At 62.5% G+C, this 19,305-nt stretch carries 17 protein-coding genes; 6 read left to right on the forward strand and 11 right to left on the reverse strand.

What is annotated here, in order from left to right:
• Positions 1-12: 12 nt before the first annotated feature.
• The 5 genes from LDZ26_RS19520 to LDZ26_RS19540 form a co-directional block, all read right to left on the reverse strand.
• Positions 13-2,490, reverse strand: coding sequence for a glycoside hydrolase family 2 protein (locus LDZ26_RS19520; protein WP_244850905.1), 2,478 nt, complete (start codon positions 2,488-2,490; stop codon positions 13-15).
• Positions 2,491-2,551: 61 nt separating this feature from the next.
• Complete coding sequence (locus LDZ26_RS19525) at positions 2,552-3,544, reverse strand: DUF1839 family protein (protein WP_244850906.1); 993 nt, start codon at positions 3,542-3,544, stop codon at positions 2,552-2,554.
• Positions 3,541-4,614: an amino acid--[acyl-carrier-protein] ligase gene (locus LDZ26_RS19530; protein WP_244850907.1), complete on the reverse strand. Its 1,074-nt coding sequence runs from the start codon at positions 4,612-4,614 to the stop codon at positions 3,541-3,543. Before LDZ26_RS19530 ends, LDZ26_RS19525 begins: the two co-directional genes overlap by 4 nt.
• A gap of 2 nt (positions 4,615-4,616) precedes the next feature.
• Entirely contained in the window at positions 4,617-5,882 is a 1,266-nt protein-coding gene (locus tag LDZ26_RS19535) for an acyl-CoA dehydrogenase family protein (RefSeq protein ID WP_244850908.1), read from the reverse strand.
• Complete coding sequence (locus LDZ26_RS19540; RefSeq protein ID WP_244851095.1) at positions 5,879-6,130, reverse strand: acyl carrier protein; 252 nt, start codon at positions 6,128-6,130, stop codon at positions 5,879-5,881. The genes LDZ26_RS19535 and LDZ26_RS19540 overlap by 4 nt, the downstream gene beginning before the upstream one ends.
• A gap of 236 nt (positions 6,131-6,366) precedes the next feature.
• Between LDZ26_RS19540 and LDZ26_RS19545 the strand changes: the two genes are divergently transcribed.
• Entirely contained in the window at positions 6,367-6,633 is a 267-nt protein-coding gene (locus tag LDZ26_RS19545) for a hypothetical protein (RefSeq protein WP_244850909.1), read from the forward strand.
• Between the two features lie 30 nt (positions 6,634-6,663).
• Positions 6,664-6,912, forward strand: a complete 249-nt coding sequence (locus LDZ26_RS19550) for a hypothetical protein (protein WP_241270145.1) — start codon at positions 6,664-6,666, stop codon at positions 6,910-6,912.
• 22 nt (positions 6,913-6,934) lie between these two features.
• Here the strand turns inward: LDZ26_RS19550 and LDZ26_RS19555 are convergent, their stop codons facing one another.
• A complete protein-coding gene (locus LDZ26_RS19555) occupies positions 6,935-7,348 on the reverse strand; it encodes a hypothetical protein (protein WP_244850910.1) in 414 nt (137 codons plus the stop codon).
• Between the two features lie 486 nt (positions 7,349-7,834).
• Here LDZ26_RS19555 and LDZ26_RS19560 point away from each other — a divergent pair, with 486 nt between their 5' ends.
• Both LDZ26_RS19560 and LDZ26_RS19565 read left to right on the forward strand, forming a co-directional pair.
• A complete protein-coding gene (locus tag LDZ26_RS19560; protein WP_244850911.1) occupies positions 7,835-8,590 on the forward strand; it encodes a FadR/GntR family transcriptional regulator in 756 nt (251 codons plus the stop codon).
• A gap of 134 nt (positions 8,591-8,724) precedes the next feature.
• Positions 8,725-9,276, forward strand: coding sequence for a hypothetical protein (locus LDZ26_RS19565; RefSeq protein ID WP_244850912.1), 552 nt, complete (start codon positions 8,725-8,727; stop codon positions 9,274-9,276).
• A gap of 21 nt (positions 9,277-9,297) precedes the next feature.
• On the opposite strand, the gene LDZ26_RS19570 is transcribed toward LDZ26_RS19565, so the two are convergent.
• Positions 9,298-10,548 (reverse strand): amidohydrolase family protein, encoded by a 1,251-nt coding sequence (locus LDZ26_RS19570; RefSeq protein WP_244850913.1) that lies wholly within the window; start codon positions 10,546-10,548, stop codon positions 9,298-9,300.
• 69 nt (positions 10,549-10,617) lie between these two features.
• On the reverse strand, positions 10,618-12,015 hold the full coding sequence (locus tag LDZ26_RS19575) for an MFS transporter (protein ID WP_244850914.1): 1,398 nt from the start codon (positions 12,013-12,015) through the stop codon (positions 10,618-10,620).
• Between the two features lie 101 nt (positions 12,016-12,116).
• On the opposite strand from LDZ26_RS19575, the gene LDZ26_RS19580 reads away from it, so the two are divergent.
• Positions 12,117-13,112 carry a LysR family transcriptional regulator gene (locus LDZ26_RS19580; RefSeq protein WP_244851096.1) on the forward strand — a complete coding sequence of 332 codons (996 nt, stop codon included), beginning with the start codon at positions 12,117-12,119 and terminating at the stop codon, positions 13,110-13,112.
• A gap of 168 nt (positions 13,113-13,280) precedes the next feature.
• Positions 13,281-14,027: a glucose 1-dehydrogenase gene (locus LDZ26_RS19585; protein ID WP_244850915.1), complete on the forward strand. Its 747-nt coding sequence runs from the start codon at positions 13,281-13,283 to the stop codon at positions 14,025-14,027.
• An 84-nt stretch (positions 14,028-14,111) separates the two neighbouring features.
• On the opposite strand, the gene prpF is transcribed toward LDZ26_RS19585, so the two are convergent.
• From prpF to prpC, 3 genes are all read right to left on the reverse strand, one after another.
• Entirely contained in the window at positions 14,112-15,314 is a 1,203-nt protein-coding gene (prpF, locus tag LDZ26_RS19590; RefSeq protein WP_244850916.1) for a 2-methylaconitate cis-trans isomerase PrpF, read from the reverse strand.
• 31 nt (positions 15,315-15,345) lie between these two features.
• On the reverse strand, positions 15,346-17,943 hold the full coding sequence (gene acnD / locus LDZ26_RS19595) for a Fe/S-dependent 2-methylisocitrate dehydratase AcnD (RefSeq protein WP_244850917.1): 2,598 nt from the start codon (positions 17,941-17,943) through the stop codon (positions 15,346-15,348).
• Between the two features lie 172 nt (positions 17,944-18,115).
• Positions 18,116-19,285, reverse strand: coding sequence for a 2-methylcitrate synthase (gene prpC / locus LDZ26_RS19600; RefSeq protein ID WP_244850918.1), 1,170 nt, complete (start codon positions 19,283-19,285; stop codon positions 18,116-18,118).
• Positions 19,286-19,305: the final 20 nt, after the last annotated feature.

Raw genomic sequence — 19,305 nt, forward strand, 5'->3', positions numbered from 1 at the left:
AAAAGCATCACATCACGCTCTATACGACGCACCCGCAGTCCCGTTCAATGCGAAGACATCGCCTTCCGGATTAGTAGAGACGTCCGGGCGACGCGCGACGAGCGGAACTCGTCGCGTGCTACCAGGCGCGAGATGAAACCAATCGACTTCCGCATAGTAGTTGGGATCGTCGACATGTACCCAGCGCGCGAGTCGCGTCGTGGTGATGTCGAGGCACCATCCCGCAGCATGCTTCTCGACAGTCACGCTGAGGCCAGGATCACGGCGATCCGCAACGCCGAGGTCGGGAAAGTGGAAAGCCTCGGACAATACTTCGCCCGTGGCGATGTCGCTTAGAAGAACGTGAGTCGCGTCGTGAGCGCGAGGGCCGAAGCGATAAGCATAGGTCGTATCGAAGAACGCACCCAGAAGAGCATTCGAGTTGATTCGCTCGATGCCGCGAGCGGGCAACGTGATCTCGCACGAACCGCCCGCCACTTTGATCGCGCCATCGCGCAGGCAGCTCATTACCACACGGGTGCGAATGTCGTGCGCCGTTTCGTTCACGAGATGAATATCGAGCCCGTCGAGCCCTTCGTCGGTGACGAGGACTTGCACCGGCTGAAGCACGCGAGCCAGTCCATGCAAAGCACTCTTTGGAACGCCGTGGACATCGATGATTCCCCAGCCCGCGCCGGGCCGCACGTCCAGAAGATTCCACACGATGCCACCGGCACAGGACGAGCCTTTGCGTCGCCATTCGGAAAAGACTGCGCCCATCACGTCGGCGACGACGGCGCGCGACAAGGTGAGATACCGCTCAGGGTCTTCATACCGCAAACGCGCCACGTCCACGCCGTACACCGTGCGCATGTAGTGCTCACGCACGTCGTCGAAGTCCCAGGCAGCGCCCGGATCGCGCGGCACGCCGGCTTTCCAACGCGGCTCGTGCGGTCGCGAGGCGTTCGGCACTAGCCGCAACGCCGCGTTATCGGGAACATTGGCAAACGCAAGGCATTCGCTCGCGAAGCGCACGTCAGCACGGCGCACATCGTCGAAGGAACGCTGATATGCGCCGACGCCGTAGTAGTGCGTGATGCCGCCACGTGTTCCAAAAGGCATCGACGAAGTGTCTCCGGGCGCGGCACTCGGTGAGTTCACAACGTAGGGCACGTCGGGACGCATAGCTGCGACGATCGAGGGCAATTGCTCCGTGAAGAGCGGTTGCGGATAGGCGTCGAACGGAAGCCCGAGCATGGCGGCCTGCTGATGCACTTCGCTTCCGCCGCATAATACGGCAAGCGACGCAAAGCGCTGCGTGCGCGCAAGGAACTGCTCAGCTTCCTGCTGCACGGCGCACTGAAAGCGCTCGTCAGTCGGGTAATCGAAATTGGCGAAGGCAAAGTCTTGCCAGACCAGAATGCCATATTCGTCGGCAAGCTCGTAGAACGTGTCCGACTCATACAGCGTGGTGCCGCTCACTCGAATGATGTTCAGACCCGCGCGACGACATGCGTCGAAGATCGACGCGAGCTTCTCTCGCGATGCATCGAGTGCGACGATATCGGCGGATGTCCAGCACGCCCCGCGCGCAAAGATCGGCACGCCATTCACGACGAGTCGAAAGCCGGCTTTATCCGTGCCTCGGTCCACGTCAATCGTGCGAAAGCCGATCTCGCCCAAACAGACGACGCCTGTCGATGCCCCGACGAGTTGCACGCCATAGCGTGCAGGTTGCCCATGCGTATGAGGCCACCATAAGCGCGCTTGTGACACGCGCACGCGACCGGCCACGGTGTGCGCATCTTTCCAGACCAGCGTGGCCGACGCCTCGCCGCATCGCAGGCGCATATCAGTAGGTGCTTGCGCGTGAAAGAAGCGCACCGTTACATCGACGACGCCATCGCCGCCGTCTACACGCGAAGCTAGATCGACGCGATCAATGGATTCAGGCGAGTCGCCGATCAACTCCACGGGGCGCCAAGGTCCAGCAGGTTGCACCGGCGGACACCATCCGGGCATATGACCGAGCAGGGTCGTACGTATGTTGCGCAGCGTCGCGGGTTGCGCAAGCCTCGGACGCCAGCGAGCTCTCCCGCGTTTTGCCGCAAGCGCAGACGTAATAGACCTGAAGCAAAGATGGAGGGTAGTCGTTCCCGTGAACTCGTAGTCGATGTCATGCGTGATGAACATCGAGTCCGACTCCAATAGCTTGCGTTCGTCGATCCAGACCTCGGCTATCGCGGCGAGTCCGTTGAAGCGCACGCGTCGTTTCCCTTGTGCGTGCAGCGTCAGACGATACCAATGGTCCGAGAGCGCGAACGGTTGGGCGAGTGCTTCATCGTCCACGCCTGCTGCGCGATGCGCGGAAGCAACCGTGCCCGGCACTTGCGCATCGAGCCACTTGATGCAGGCGTCGAGCGCCGTCGGCGCCGCGTATGCGCCGGCAGGCGTGCTGGCGCATTGCCACCCTGCGTCCAGGCGGCGAGGCGCGAGCGGGGAGCCATTCATATCACAACCTTCGGGGCGATGAATAAGATAGCCTGTGCCGCGTCGAGGCGCGGCACGGGCTTCAAAGAAGAAGCGAGGCGAGCGGCTCGATGACCTTCTCGTACGCCGCTTCGAGTGAGTCCAGGCAGTCGCTGCATGGGTCCGGACGCGAACGCATACGTGCCCGCGCAAGCCGGAACTGCATCACCATGGCTTCGCTGGCAATGGCCTGTGCGTTGCTCCTGATGTCCTCTGGAACATTTACGCCATTCGAATTCAGCCAGGCCAGATATTTCGACAGCAATTCGAAATTCGAACCTAGCTGACGCATGACGTTGAACGTGTACAGATGGTAATAGGCGACGTCGCGTTCGAGGAGTCTCTGCAAATGCTCTGGGAATTCCGTGCGCCATTGCGTGATGGGATTCACGCCCGGCCGATCTACGAGACGCAGCTTGAGTAGTTCGAGCGAGCGTTGCACCAATGCTTCGCCCTCGAGCGGCGCCCTCGCGCGCTTCACGAATTCGACGTATGGAAATAACGCAAGCACATCGCTCGCGAGATCCGGCATTAATCGGAAGACGCCGTCATAGTCCTCGCCCGATAGCGCGAAATAGCCTGCGTTATGGAAATACGTGAGGCGCTTTGCTCGAGCGTCGATCGAGTCGATTGCGATGGTCGTCTTCGAGTGCGTCTGGCGATAAGCAGTGGCGCGCGTATCCGGCAGATAATGCGCGTCGACTTCGGCGACCACCACATGCCCGCGTTTCGTCTGTTCGCAGACGTGTGCTTCGAGCGTATCGTAGATAGCCAGTTCTTGCGCCTGCAGGCCGTAGAGCCTGCCGATATCGTCGAGAGAAAACTTGGGGAACGTGAACTGGTCTCCCTCGAACGCTTGCGTCACCGTGAAGCCGAGCGCCGCATGCGGATCGCAGCCGAAGTGATGCAGTAGCTCGATCCACAAATCGACATAGCAATTGGTTTCGAGCCAGACGCGCTCGCCGCGATGCAAGGCATGGCGGCTTGCTTCGTCGTCCGCGCCAGTCAACGCTTCTGCAGGCGAGCGCGCGTTCATGCCTCTTGGCCCATGTTAGCCAGGCCATTCGCGATGATCGGCGCTGCATCGCCCCAAAGCAACTCACGCACGGCCGCAGGCCACGTCTTGACATCGAGACCGTGATGGCGGAACAGGGCCAGCGTCGTGCGTTCCATCCCGAAGCCAACGCATGCCGTATGCGCGACGGCGTCATCTGCCTGGCGAATGTTCCACAACTCGCCGAAGTGTTCCATGTGATAGTTGAACGACAGGCATGCGGTCGGACGGTCGGGTGTCGCGACCGGAACGAGCAGTTCGAATTTCAATTGCTGCGCGCGCTGGCTATCCGCAACGATCTTGCCGCCGCGCCCGAAGAAGGGATCGTTGGCGAGATCGATTTCAAACGGCAACTGCAGGAGATTCACGAGCAGCGAGCCGCGTTCGATCCATTTCTGGCGGAATGCCATGACCTGTTCCGGACTGCCTACGCGAATGTATTCACGCATGCGGAACATCTGCATCCGGCCCGGATCGATGGACGGCTCATGACGGAAGCAGTAGGAGAATGCGTCGAATGTCGCGCCGTCCTTCGCGAGGTTTCCGCGTTTGGCGACGAGCGGATAGATCGGATAGCACGCGGCCGGAGTGAGCACGAGGCGCGTGGGCTTCTGCTGGTCCATCCATTCGTCGGAGCGTTCTTCCTCTTCGCCGATATGAACGATCTTTTCGAGCGCTTCCAGCAGGCGATGATGCCCGCGATCGCTGCCCTGGAAAGAATGAATCGTACCGGCGAGATTCGGGAAACTCTTCAGGTACTCACTATCTTCGAAGTCGCGGCGACGCATCGCGGGCGGAAAGCGCAGCACTTCCGCGTGCTGGTCAGCGCCCAGCAACGTAATGGCCTGATTCAGTCGTTCGACGATATCTTCGAAGATCGCACTGCGGCCATAGAGTCCGTCTTCGCCGGTATCGATGAGGATGCCCGCTTCGATCAGACGGTCCCGCAACGTGACGTCCGACTTGTCGTAGTGTGTTTGCGTCGCGTTCGATTGTGTTTGCGCGGTTGCTTCAGCCGGCACGAGCGCGGCTTGTTCCGTCGGCATGTTCATGGTTACAGATCCCCGGTTGCGGCGCGCTGCGCGAGCAGCAGATTCGCCGTGTTCAATTCAATGCGGTCGTTGCTGATCATGAGCGGCGCGGAATGCAGGTCGCGCAAATGCCGCCCCACGCTGAAAGGCGTGTCGTTTTTATAGCCTGCCATTCCACAGATCATCAGCGTCTCTTGCACCACATGCACAGCCGATTGTGAAATCGAGAGCTTGAGCATGTTGAGGTCCGATGCAAGACCGATGGATGCGGTGAGCGGCGCATCGATGTCGTCTGCATTGCTTGCCTGACGTATCACGCGTTCGCGCTGCGACGCTTCGACCGCCGCGAGCGATTCACGCAAGCGCGCCTGCATCATGCGAATAAGCGTGACGGCTTGTGCGAGCCGCGACGCGGAGGGCGGCAACGCGCCCGGCTTGCCACGCGCCTGATTGCGAAAGAATTGATGCGCGCGGTTCACGGCATCCGATGCAATGCCGATCCATACTGACGACCACAGCGTATGGGATACGGGCAGCATGCTTTCGTCGGCGATCTTCGAAAACGGTACCGGCAGAATCTGCTCCGCGGTCCCGCGTGCGACGAGGCGATGGCCCTCGCTGCATGTGCCGCGCATGCCGAGCGTGTCCCATGTGCCGCGCTGTTCGAGCGTACACGTCTCGCGCGGCGCGACGATCAGTACCTGATCGGAGGGCGGGGCGTCGGGGTGGCGGCGTGCCGTGACCAGAATGCAGTCGGCGTACTTGCCATACGAGATCGTCGGCGCGAGCTTCTCGATCGTGAACGCGCCATCGACGAGATCCACCGCGCACGCGCTCGTGCGCATATTGCCGCCGATGGTCTCTTCGGAAGTCGCGGAAGCGAGCAGCAATTGCTCGTCCACCATGCGCGTCAGGAAATCGCGCTGCCATTGCACATTCGCGCCGTGATCGACGATGCAGATCACCTGGCTCTGATGCATTGCATAGATCATGGCGGCGGACGCGCAGCCTTGCGCGAGCGTTTCGCACAGGCGAGCGACGCCCGAGAGCGAGAGGCCGTCGCCACCATGAATCACGGGAACCATGGCGGAGAAAAGCCGTTCGTCACGCATCGCGGCGACGGCCTCTGCGGGAAAGCGCGCTTCTTTGTCGACGGCGCTCGCATGCGTTGCTGCAATCGCGGCGACGCGACGCGCGGCTTCGAGCAACTCAGTCTCGCTACGGGCGCCTGCGCTGCGATCGAGTTCGGCCAATTGCGACGCTTCGGCTTCCTGCGCGGCGGCGTTCATGCTGCCGCCTGCTGACGACGAAGTTCCTCCACGGCGGCCGCAAGCGAATCCACGCTGGAAAAGAGCCGGCGCGTAAGCATGTGGTCAGGGATCTCGACGCCGAACTCATCTTCGATCGCAAGCATCACGTGAACCGTGGCAAGCGACGAAAGGCCGGCGGCATAGAGATCGTCGCTGTCGGAAAGGGTTTCGATGGGCACGTCGAGGCGTGCGGTTTCGGAAAGGATGCGGCGCAATTCAGTTTTCATTATGTCTGGTCCCTTGTACCTGGCCAACGGTGCGACCGGCCAGTTAGGCGCTCAAGGGCATTCCCCTCAACGAACGCCATTTACGTTATTCAAACCGGGGCGTACGGGCGGCGGTGTATTCGCTCAGTGAATGTCATTCGGTCCGCTGAGCCCTCGCACTCGCCATCGAGGTCGTTTGATCGTATTTAACGGATTGAGCGGGGTGTACGTCCGTGCGATGGCGCACGGTGCCTTCGATGAGCGATGTCTTCATCGTTGCGAAGGCGCTGTCTGTAATCAAACAGAAAGTCATCGGTTCAAAGGGCGTTAATCAGAAGCATGCTTTGAATGGGGGAGAGGGGAACGAGCACGAAACCTGCTGTAGGTCTGTCGGCGGTTCGGACGGCGGCTCGTCGGCGAGTGAATTTCAGTTCGCCACCGGCTCAGTGTTCTATCGCGAATTGCATACTGTGTGCTGCGTGCCGCATAAAGAATGCAAAGAATTGACAGAAGCAGGCGCGTGACAATCAACCTCGACAAACGGAGCAATCGACATGAGAACGAGCAGACTGGCAGGGCTGATCGCGTTGGCGGCCAGCATGGCGCTGGCCTCGGGCAGCGCGATGGCGCAGGCCGGCGGCAATGGCAACGGCGGCTCGGGCGGCGGCAACGCGCACGGGGCGGCGACCGCCGGGCCGACGGTAGGCGGAGACAATACGTCCGCACCCGGAAGCACGCACAAGGGCGGCTTCCACTTCAAGCACAAGAAGAAGGCAAAGCCTGCCGATACGACGCCGCAGTAGCCGCCGCGCCGAGCGCGGCAAGTCAGACCGCCGCGCTTTCGGCGTCGATATCGTCGGTGCCGAGACGCGAGAAAATGTCGCAAACGGCACGCATCTCGTCGTCGTCGCGAATACTCACGATGACTCGCGTCACCGTGCCGAGGCTTTCAGCGTGGACGGCCGCATCGCGATCATGGAAGTCCGGAAGAATATCGGCGCGCGGCGATTCGGCGTCGATGGTGTCGTCGTCGAAATACGGCGCATAACCGGCATGTTCCGCGGTGATCCATTGCGTGGGCGAGCTGGCGCTGAGCGCGATCGACATCTGGATTTCCGCGAGCGGTTCCACGCAGGCCACGCGGATCCGGTCGCCCGCAATGCCTTCGGCACGCAGGTCTTCCAATGCTTCGTCCAGCTTGCGCGGGCCGCAGAACGCCCCCGTTACTTCACGCGTCATCGCTCGTCTCCTTGCCGTCCTGTATTGCTGATGCATCGCCCGCCATCGTAGAAGGAAGGCGACTCCGACTAGCGGCCACCCCGGGCCACCCCGCATCGAAATGCGACCGCGCTAGTCCGCGCCTGCATCTTGAATGCAATGCGCCGCGGTAGCCGCGATCCGCATCTTTCGAAAGCTCGCGCGTGCGCGGAAGATGGCAAATCCAACGGATGCGGACATGGATTCACGAGCCTCGATAGGAAGCGAACAATAGATGTGCGGTCCCGTCAGCGGACCACGTGGAGTTCACTTCATGCAGTACATGAACTCTACGCCGCAACTTTCGGCGTTTCAATGCGTAGTTTCAGGCGTCCATTACCGTCGTAACGATTGCATTCTGCATACAGGCGCTGCGGCATACGCCGCATTGCCGCCGTGCATTAGTCATCGTACAAGCGGATCTGCGCCCTATAATGGGCCATTGGCCTTTCTACGACCGGTTCACTCATGTCTCCTGCACTCGCGCCCGGCGCGCTTCGCCGTTCCCGCAATCTGACCGAGGAGGTCGTCGCCGAACTGTCCGAGCGGATTCGTAGCGGGACGCTTCAGCCCGGCGACAAGCTGCCCACTGAATCCGAAATCATGGCGCAGCTCGGCGTGAGCCGCACCGTCGTGCGCGAGTCGATTTCGCGGCTGCAGGCGGCGCGGCTCGTGCAGACACGGCACGGCATCGGTACCTTCGTGCTGGAGGCGGGCGACCATGACCGGTTTCAGATCGAAGCCGCCGGCGACCTGACCATTCGCGACGTCATGGCGATCCTCGAACTGCGCATCAGTCTCGAAGCGGAGGCTGCGGGGCTCGCGGCGATGCGTCGCACAGACGAGAATCTGGCGCAGATGCGTCGCGCGCTGGATGAGTTCGAACGGCACATCGCTTCCGGCACGGAAAACGCCGTTGCAGCGGATGTCGCATTCCATCTCGAACTGGCGAAGGCAACGGGCAACCGCTACTTCCACAGCATTCTGAGTCAGCTCGGCAATACGATCATTCCCCGCACGCGAGTGAATTCGGCCGCGCTCGCGCACAACGATCCGGGCAGTTACCTCGACCGCGTGAACCGCGAGCACGAGGATATCTACGATGCCATCGAGCGGCGCGATCCCGAGGCGGCGCGCGCCGCGATGCGCATGCACCTCTCGAACAGCCGCGAGCGGCTGCGGCGTGCGCAAGAGACGTCGGCGAAATCCTCAGACGCCGGCTGACACATCGCACTCCGGCTTTTCCGTTTGTAAGGCGAGACTCTTGCTATCCGCGTTTGCATGCTGCGTACCGCATGCATGCGTCTGCATGCAAAACGCAATGCATCGACCGAACCTTATCGAAAGGAGAAGCACGGATGCACTGGATCGACCCCGACTGCTTGCCGGAAACGCGCGGCACGGTCACGCGATTTCTGCTCAACCCCCACGGCGAGTTCGACGGATTCATTCTGGACGACTCGCGGCAGGTCCATTTTCCGCCGCATCTGTCGAAGCAATTGGCGCGCAACGTGAAGATGGGCGATCTCGTCACCGTGCGCGGCATCAAGCCGCGCGGTGCGGACATGGTCGCGGCCGTCGCCGTCATGACGAAGGCGGGCCGCACTATTCTCGACGAAGGCCCGGACTCGGGCGGCAAGCATCATCCGCCCGAAGTGGAAATGCGCCAGATGGAAGCGTCGGGCGAAGTGCTGCTCGCGCTGCACGGTCCGAAGGGAGAACTGCGCGGCGCCTTGCTGGACGATGGCACGTCGCTGCGCATGCCGCCGCATGCGGCCGAGGCGCTGTCGGAGTATCTGACGCCGGGCGCGCACGTGCATGCCTGGGGATATGGCGTAAAGAACCGGCTTGGCCGGAGTATCGAAGTCGACGAGATCGCTCATCTCATCGACGACGAAGGCGCCGAATAGTAGGCGCGAGGGCGCGAGGCGTCAGCGCGCTTCGAGTTCGTCGAACTGAATCTCGCCGCCCTTCATCACCAGCGGTATCCGCTCGCCCTGTCCCAGCAAGCAGGAGATGTCTTCGAGCGGATTGCCGTCCACCACGATCATGTCGGCCCAGGCGCCCGGCGCGATGCAGCCGAGTTTGCCGGGCAGGCCGAGCACTTCGGCGGCCGTCGTGGTGGCGGCCGCGAGCGCCGCCGCATTGCCGAGCACGTCGGATCGAATGCGAAATTCATCGCTTTGCAGCCGCTGCGAAGGTCCGAGCAAGTCCGACCCGAAGCCCATCTTCACGCCTGCTTCGCGATAGATTTCGAGCGATCGCAGACCCGCCTCGCGCACATCCTCGATTTTCGCGACGCTTTCGTCGCCGAGTCCGTACTGCGCGCCTTCCGACGCCAACGCTTCATAAGTGACGAGCGTCGGCACCACGTAGGCGCCGTGTTCGGCCATCAGCTGCGCGGTGGGCGCATCGATCAGATTGCCGTGCTCGATCGTGCGCACGCCCCAGCGCACGACTCGCGCGATGGCATCCGCCGTGTAGGCGTGAGCCATCACATAGGTGTTGCGGGCGCGCGCTTCCTCGACGATGGCGCGCACTTCGTCCTCCGCATAGCCGTAGGCGCCGACAGGATCGGTAGGCGAAGCCACGCCGCCCGACGCCATGATCTTCAGATGATCGGCGCCCATCTGCAATTCCTCGCGCGCCGCGCGGCGCACCTCGTCCACGCCGTCCGCGACGCGCGCGAGCGCGCCCACGCGCACGCAGCATCCACACGGCGCGCTCGCGCCCATGTAGTCGGACCGGGCGCGCATATCGCCGTGGCCGCCGGTTTGACTGAGCGCGCGTCCGGCGACGAACAGGCGCGGCCCCACGGCCAGGCCGCTCTCGACCGCGAGCTTGTGCGGGTGGCCCGCGCCGCCGGCATCGCGCACGGTGGTAAAGCCGCGCCGCAACATGCCGCGCATGATCGGCACCGAGCGCAGCGTGACGAGCACATTGGGCATATGGACCTGTTGCGACAGATTCAATTGCACCGCTACGACATGCACGTGAAGGTCGATCAGCCCCGGCATCAGCGTCTTGCCCTTGAGATCGATGACGCGCGATGACGCGCTCTTCAGCGGCTTGTCCGAAATCTCCTTGACGACGCCGTTCTCGACGAGGACGTGATGCGCGTCGCGCACTTCGGCTCGCGCGGGATCGAGCAGGGCGGCGTTCTGGAAGAGGATGCTTTGCACGGGTGAGTCTCCGGGGAAAACTTGCATTCGGCGTTATGTATTCAACTCAATGTATTCAACTTTATGTATTCAATACTTGGCGGCGTGCGTGACGGATGCCACGTCTTCGGCCTCGCCCGCTGCGATGTCTTCGAGCGAGCGTCCGCGCGTCGGCACGCCCATCACCACGACCGCCAGCGCGCCGAGCAGCAGCACGACGGTCGTCGCGCCGAAGACGCCCGCGAACCCGGAGATGGGATACAAATAGCCGACGAGAATCGGCGAGACGATTGCGCCGATCCGGCCGATGGCCGATGCCGTGCCCGCGCCGGTCGTCCGCACGGCGGTCGGAAAGACTTCGGCGGTGTATGCATAGACGCCGGCATACGTCCCGTTCATGAAGAACGACAGGCAGATGCCCGCCAGCATGATCTCGCCGTTGGTGCTCGCGAACGCCATGCCGAGCGCGCAGGCGCCGCCGCACAGCATGTACGAGGCGATCGTCGCCTGCCGGCCGATGCGTTCGTTCAGCCATGCTGCCGTGAAGTAGCCCGGCACTTGCGCGACGTACATCGCGAGCGAATAACCGAAGCTGCGCGTGATGCTCATGCCGTGCTGCACCAGCAAGCCGGGAATCCATGTGAAGAACGCGTAGTAGCTGAATGTGATCGAGAGCCACATCAGCCAGGTCATGACGGTGATGCGTGCTTGCCGTCCCGCCCACAGCGCGCGGAAGTTCGCGACGAGCGTGCCGGTGGGCGCGGGCGGCGCGCCGGTCGGGCCGACGGCTGCGGCGGCAGGGAGCGCGATGCCTTGTCGCGCGAAATCCGCTTCGATGCCGGCGAGCACGCGGTCGGCTTCGTCGTGACGCTTGCGGCTTTCGAGCCAGCGCGGCGACTCGGGCAGCGAGCGGCGCCACCGCAAGAGCATGACCACGCGAAGCGCCGTGATGAAGAGCACGGTGCGCCAGCCCGAGGGAAACGCCGGAACGACGAAATAGCCGAGCAGCGCGGCTGCGACGAAGCCGAACGAGAAGAGGCCCGCGAGCGCGCCCGTGAAGACGCCGCGATAGCGTTTCGCGACGAACTCCGCGAGATACGGCGCGATGATCGCGCTTTCCGCGCCCGTCCCCATGCCGGCGACGATGCGCGAGGCGAGGAACGTGGGCCACGAATCCGTCATCGCGCTGACGACGGACGCGACGCTGTACAGGAGCAGCGCATACATCATCACCTTGCGCCGGCCGATCAGGTCGCCGAGCGTGCCCGCGAACAGCGCACCGAAAAAGTAGCCGATGAAGTTGCCGCTGCCGAGGACGCCCGTCTGCACGCTGGTCAGCGCCCAGTCGTGCCGCAGCACCGGGAGCACGAATGCGACCGCGGCGGCGTCCATGGCATCGAAGGCGTAGCCGAAGCCGCCCATCATCAGAAGGCGCCAATGAAAGCGTCCGAAAGGAAGACGTTCGATGCGCGCGGATACGTTCGACACAGGGCTCTCCAGGCAGGCGACGATCCGCTCATTCTATGGCGCGTGCATCTTCAACCATATTTATAATCGTGATCCTGTCCATTGACGTGCTGAATGTTTCCATGAGCTTTCGGACGCTCGACCTGAACCTGCTGAAAGTATTCGAAGCACTGATGACCGAAGGCGCGGTCACGCGCGCAGCGACCAAGCTGTCGCTCACGCAGCCGGCCGTCAGCAACGCGCTCGGCCGGTTGCGCGAGGCCTTCGGCGATCCACTATTCGTGCGCCACGGCGCGGGCGTCGCGCCGACTCAGCGCGCGATGGCCTTGTGGGGGCCCATCGGTGAGTCGCTCAGCCGCATCCGCGGCGCGCTCGACGAGCAGACGTTCCTTCCGTCGCTCGCCGACGTGAACTTCAGCCTGTCGATGTCCGACTATGTCGCGGGCATCGTCATGCCGCGACTCATCACGCGCTTCGGCAAGACTGCGCCCGGCGTGCGTTTTCATACGGTGCCGAACATTCTGCTCGATGCGCCCGCGCTGCTGGAGGGCAATCGCGTGGATTATCTGATCGGCGTCTATGTGAACGAAACGCTGCCGCCGGCGCATATCCGTTCGCGTTCGCTGTGGACCGTGGATTATGGATGCATCATGCGGCGCGATCATCCGCTCGCCGAAGCGGGCAAACTGACGACGCGGCGCTTCCTCAACGCGCGTCATGTCGATGTCAGCCTCGCGGGCCAGACGCAGCCCACGTTCGATACCTTTCTCGCGTCGCGCGGACTGCGGCGCAATCTCGTCGCGACGGTGAACCACTACACCGTGGCGTGCGACATGATCCGGGCGAGCGATCTCATCGGCGTACTGCCGAGCGATCTCTGCGAGCGGGCGGCGGCAAGCGGCGAACTGGTCAGCGTGCGCGCGCCGCTGGAGGCGCCGGATCGCGTCATCAGCCTCTTCTGGCATCAGCGCAACGAAACACTGCCCGCGCACCGTTGGCTGCGTGAGCAGCTGGTCGATATGTTCGCCGCGCCGCAACTTGCGGCGCCCGCAAGCGGCGGCCGGCGCAAGACGTCGGCAAAACCAAGCGGGCGGACCCCCGCACGCCCGGTCGCCTGATGTCTTTGGTCTTTTGCATGCATTGTTCGTTATTGCCAGCCAGTCAATTCGTTTCCGGCCGCTTTATCGTCATGCGCGAGATGTCTACATTGGCGACGTGGCGCTTCGGCGCGGTAAGCCGAACGCCGAATCCATCTTCATGGTATTCAATATTCCAAGGAAACGATCATGAGCAAGCTCGCAGGCAAAGTGGCCGTCGTCACGGGTGCATCGAAGGGTATCGGCGCTGGCATCGCCAAGGCGCTCGCGGCTGAAGGCGCATCGGTGGTGGTGAACTACGCAAGCAGCCGGAATGGCGCAGATGCTGTCGTGGCCGATATCGTCGCGGCTAACGGAAAGGCGATCGCCGTCGGCGGCGACGTGTCGAATGCAGCGGACGCCAAAGGTATCGTGAATGCGGCGGTGGAAACCTATGGCCGGCTCGATATCGTCGTGAACAACTCGGGCATCTATGAGTTTTCGCCGATCGAGGAGATCACCGAAGAGCATTTCCATAAGCAGTTCAACGTGAACGTGCTGGGCGTGCTACTCGTGACGCAGGCCGCTTCGAAGCATCTGGGCGAAGGCGCGAGCATCATCAACGTGAGCTCGGTCGTGAGCCGCATCACGCCGCCCGCGAGCGCGGTCTATAGCGGCACCAAAGGCGCCGTCGATGCAATCACGGGCGTGCTGGCGCGCGAACTCGGCCCGAGAAAGATTCGCGTGAACTCGATCAATCCCGGCATGGTGGCGACCGAAGGCACGCATACGGCGGGCATCATCGGCTCGGAGATGGAAACCGGCATCGTCGCTCAGACGCCGCTCGGCCGGCTGGGGAATCCGGACGATATCGCGTCGGTCGCGGTGTTCCTCGCATCGGACGATGCGCGCTGGCTGACGGGCGAGAGCATCATCGCAAGCGGCGGGCTGCGCTAATATCGCGTCTCGCGCTTCTTCATAGGAAGCAGCGAATCGGCGGCGCAGCGAGCCTTTGGATGAATCGCGCGCCGCCTGAAACGGTTACTCAGATACGCTATCTCGAGGATCGGGCACGCGCACGAAGCCTTCGAACAGCACGCGCGCGCTGCGGCTCATGATGGCCTTCTTGACTGACCATTCACCGTTCAATTCGACCGCTTCTGCGCCGACGCGCAACGTCCCCGACGGATGACCGAAGCGCACGGACTGACGCGCGCCGCCGCCCGCCGCGAGATTGACGAGCGTGCCGGGAATCGCGGCGGCCGTGCCGATGGCGACAGCAGCGGTGCCCATCATCGCGTGATGGAGCTTGCCCATCGACAACGCACGCACGAGGACATCGATATCCTCAGCGCCGATGCGCTTGCCGCTCGACGCGACGTACTCCGCCGGACGCGCGACGAACGCGATCTTGGGCGTGTGCTGGCGTTGGGCAATCTCATCGAGGCTCTTGATAAGCCCCATGCGCAGCGCGCCGTATGCGCGAATGGTTTCGAAGCGCGTCAACGCGGCATTGTCGCCGTTGATCGCGTCCTGTAGCTCGGTGCCGTTATAGCCGATGTCTTTCGCGTTCACGAAGATGGTCGGAATGCCCGCGTTGATCATCGTCGCCTTGAAGGTCCCGATGCCTGGCACTTCGAGATCATCGACGATATTGCCCGTGGGGAACATCGCGCCTTGCGCGCCTTCTTCCTCCGCTGCGGGATCGACGAATTCGAGCTGTATTTCCGCGGCCGGAAACGTCACGCCGTCCAGTTCGAAGTCGCCTGTTTCCTGCACGGCGCCGTTCGTTATCGGGACATGCGCGATGATCGTCTTGCCGATGTTCGCCTGCCAGATCCGCACGATCGCGATGCCGTTGTCCGGCACGCGCTCGGCATCGATAAGGCCGCCCGTGATCGCAAACGGTCCGACCGCCGCCGAGAGATTGCCGCAGTTGCCGCTCCAGTCGACGAACGGCTTGTCGATGGAGACCTGCCCGAAGAGATAGTCGACATCGTGATCGGGCCGCGTGCTCTTCGAGACGATGACGGTCTTGCTCGTGCTCGACGTCGCGCCGCCCATGCCGTCGATCTGCTTGCCGTACGGGTCGGGGCTGCCGATGACGCGCAACAGCAGCGCATCGCGCGCGGGTCCCGCCACGCGCGCCGCTTCGGGCAGATCGTTCAGGCGAAAGAAAACGCCCTTGCTGGTGCCGCCGCGCATGTAGGTCGCGGCGATCTTGATCTGAGGTGCGTATGCCATGTGATTCCTTGGTTGGATGCAGCGTGCGCGATCAGGCCGCTGCCTTCGCCGATTCGAGGAAGTCCTGAGCGAAGCGTTGCAACACGCCGCCGGCTTCGTAGATCGAGACTTCTTCCGCGGTATCGAGGCGGCACGTCACCGGCACTTCCACGCGCTCGCCGTTCTTGCGATGAATGACCAGAGTGAGATCCGCGCGCGGCGTGCGCTCGCCGATCACGTCATAGGTCTCGGTGCCGTCTATGCCGAACGTCTGCCGATTCATGCCCTGCTTGAATTCGAGCGGCAACACGCCCATGCCGATCAGATTGGTGCGATGGATGCGCTCGAAGCCTTCAGCGACGATCGCCTCGACGCCCGCGAGCCTCACGCCCTTCGCGGCCCAGTCGCGTGACGAGCCTTGTCCGTAATCCGCACCCGCGATGATGATGAGCGGCTGCTTGCGCTCCATGTACGTTTCGATGGCTTCCCACATGCGCGTGACCTTGCCTTCAGGTTCTATTCGCGCAAGCGAGCCTTTCTTCACCTCGCCATTCACGACAGCCATCTCGTTGATGAGCGTGGGGTTCGCAAACGTCGCGCGCAACGCCGTCAGATGATCGCCGCGATGCGTCGCGTATGAATTGAAATCCTCTTCGGGCAAGCCCATTTTTGTGAGGTATTCACCCGCCGCGCTCGTTGCGAGGATCGCATTGGACGGCGAAAGATGGTCCGTCGTGATGTTGTCGCCGAGCACGGCGAGCGGGCGCATACCCTTGAGCGTGCGTTCGCCCGCGAGCGCGCCTTCCCAATACGGCGGACGGCGTATATAGGTGCTTTGCGGACGCCAGTCATAGAGCGGGCTGATTGATTCATTGCTCGCGGCGTTCAGCGCGAACATCGGCTCGTAGACCTTGCGGAACTGCTCGGGCTTCACGCTCTGTTTGACGATATCGTCGATCTCTTCATCGCTCGGCCAGATGTCCTTGAGATAGACAGGCTGCCCGTTCTTGCCGATACCGAGCGCATCGCGCTCGATATCGACGCGTATGGTCCCCGCAATGGCATACGCGACGACGAGCGGCGGCGACGCGAGAAAGGCCTGCTTCGCATACGGATGAATACGTCCGTCGAAATTGCGATTGCCGGAGAGCACGGCTGTCGCATAGAGATCGCGATCGACGATCTCTTGCTGAATGGCGGGATCGAGCGCACCGGACATGCCGTTGCACGTCGTGCATGCGAACGCGACGATGCCGAAGCCGAGTTGTTCGAGCTCGGGCAAGAGGCCGGCGTTGTGCAGATACAGTTCGACCACTTTCGAACCGGGCGCGAGCGATGACTTCACCCACGGCTTGCGCGTGAGCCCATGCGCATTTGCATTTCGCGCGAGCAGGGCCGCGGAAATCACGTTGCGGGGATTGCTCGTGTTCGTGCAACTCGTGATCGCCGCGATGATGACCGCGCCATCCGGCATCTGCCCGGGCGTGTTCTCCCATTCACGCGCGATGCCACGCGCCGCGAGTTCGGAAACCGGCAAGCGTCGATGCGGATTCGACGGACCCGCCATGTTGCGCACGACGGTGGAGAGATCGAAGCGCAGCACGCGTTCGTATTGCGCATGCTTGAGCGAATCGGCCCACAGGCCAGTGGTTTTTGCATAGTGCTCGACGAGACTCACTTGCTTCTCGTCGCGGCCCGTCAGGCGCAGATAGTCGATCGTGCGCTCGTCGATATAGAACATCGCCGCGGTCGCGCCGTATTCCGGCGCCATGTTCGAGATGGTCGCGCGGTCGCCGAGCGTGAGGCTCGATGCGCCTTCGCCATAGAACTCCAGATATGCGCCGACCACTTTCTCCTTGCGAAGGAACTCGGTGAGCGCGAGCACGATATCGGTGGCCGTGATGCCCGGCTGACGCATGCCGCTCAACTCCACGCCGACGATATCGGGCAACCGCATCCACGACGCGCGGCCGAGCATGACGTTCTCGGCTTCGAGGCCGCCCACGCCGATAGCGATGACGCCGAGCGCATCGACGTGAGGCGTGTGACTGTCGGTGCCGACGAGCGTATCCGGATACGCGAGCCCATCGACCGCGTGAATCACAGGCGACATCCGCTCCAGATTGATCTGGTGCATGATGCCGTTGCCCGGTGGAATCACTTCAACATTTTTGAATGCCTTCTTGGTCCAGTTGATGAAATCGAAGCGATCCTCGTTGCGCCGGTCTTCGATGGCGCGATTCTTCGCGAACGCATCGGGATCGAAGCCGCCGCATTCCACTGCGAGCGAATGATCGACAATCAACTGCACGGGCACGACGGGATTCACTTTCGCCGGATCGCCGCCCTGTTCCGCGATGGCATCGCGCAGGCCCGCGAGATCGACGAGCGCCGTCTGCCCGAGAATGTCGTGACAGACGACGCGCGCGGGAAACCACGGAAAATCGCGTTCGCGCTTTCTTTCGATGAGTTGCATCAGCGATGCGTCGAGGATCGCCGGATCGCAGCGGCGAACCAGATTCTCGGCGAGCACCCGCGATGTGTAGGGCAGCGTGTCATACGCGCCCGGCGCGAGGGCTTCGACGGCTGCGCGCGTATCGAAGTAGTCGAGTGAGAAGCCGGGGAGGGGTTTGCGGTTTGCGCTGTTCATTGCGGTGTCTCGGTCATTGCATGGTCTTTGACATGCCACGCTCGAAGGGTCATGCGAAAGGGCAACCCTTCATTCGAAGATTCGGGCTATTGTAGGCGCCGCCGGCGCGCGACTCGGTGAAGGCATCATCGAATCGAGCGCCGGTGCCTGAGACGGCGCGTTCAGCGAAGGGTTACGAACGCTTCGCCAGCGGGACGAATTCGAGGTTCTCCGGTCCCGTGTAATTCGCGCTCGGCCGGATGATCTTGTTGTCGATACGCTGCTCGATGATGTGCGCGCTCCATCCCGACGTACGCGAGATGACGAAGAGCGGCGTGAACATCGCGGTCGGCACGCCCATCATGTGATACGACACCGCGCTGAACCAGTCGAGATTCGGGAACATCTTCTTGGCGTCCCACATGACGGTTTCGAGGCGTTCCGCGATATCGAAGAGCTTGGTGTTGCCCGCTTCTTTCGACAGCGACCTCGCCACTTCCTTGATGACCTTGTTGCGCGGATCGGAGATCGTATAAACCGGATGCCCGAAGCCGATCACGACCTCCTTGTTCTCGACGCGACGCTTGATGTCGGCTTCCGCTTCGTCGGGTGTCTCGTAGCGCGATTGGATTTCGAATGCGACTTCATTGGCGCCGCCGTGCTTCGGACCGCGCAGCGCGCCGATTGCGCCAGTGATCGCCGAATACATGTCCGAGCCCGTGCCCGCGATTACGCGGCCCGTGAACGTCGAAGCGTTGAACTCGTGTTCGGCATACAGATTGAGCGATACGTGCATCGCCTGCACCCACGACTGCGACGGCTCCACGCCATGCAGCAGATGCAGAAAGTGGCCGCCGATGGAGTCGTCATCGGTTTCGACTTCGATGCGCTTGCCGTTGTGCGAGTAGTGATACCAGTAGAGCAGCATGGAGCCGAGCGAGGCCATCAGCTTGTCGGCGATGTCCCTCGCGCCCGCGATGTTGTGATCCTCTTTCTCCGGCAGTATCGTGCCGAGTACGGAGACGCCGGTGCGCATCACGTCCATCGGATGCGCGGACGCGGGAATCCATTCGAGCGCGGCCTTCAGGTTCGCAGGAAGGCCACGCAACGCCTTCAGCTTCGTCTTGTACGCCTTCAGTTCCGCGACGTTCGGCAGCTTGCCGTGCACGAGCAGATACGCGATCTCTTCGAACTCGGACGTGGTCGCCACATCCAGAATGTCGTAGCCGCGATAGTGCAGATCGTTGCCGGTCTTGCCGACCGTGCACAGCGCGGTATTGCCCGCTGTCACGCCCGACAGCGCGACGGATTTCTTCGGCTTGAATGCGCCTGCGGTTGCAGTGCTGTTATCGGCTTCGCTCATCGTGTCGTCTCCTTCCCAAG

This window comes from Caballeronia sp. SL2Y3 (assembly GCF_022879575.1).
In the GTDB taxonomy this organism is placed as follows: Bacteria; Pseudomonadota; Gammaproteobacteria; order Burkholderiales; family Burkholderiaceae; genus Caballeronia.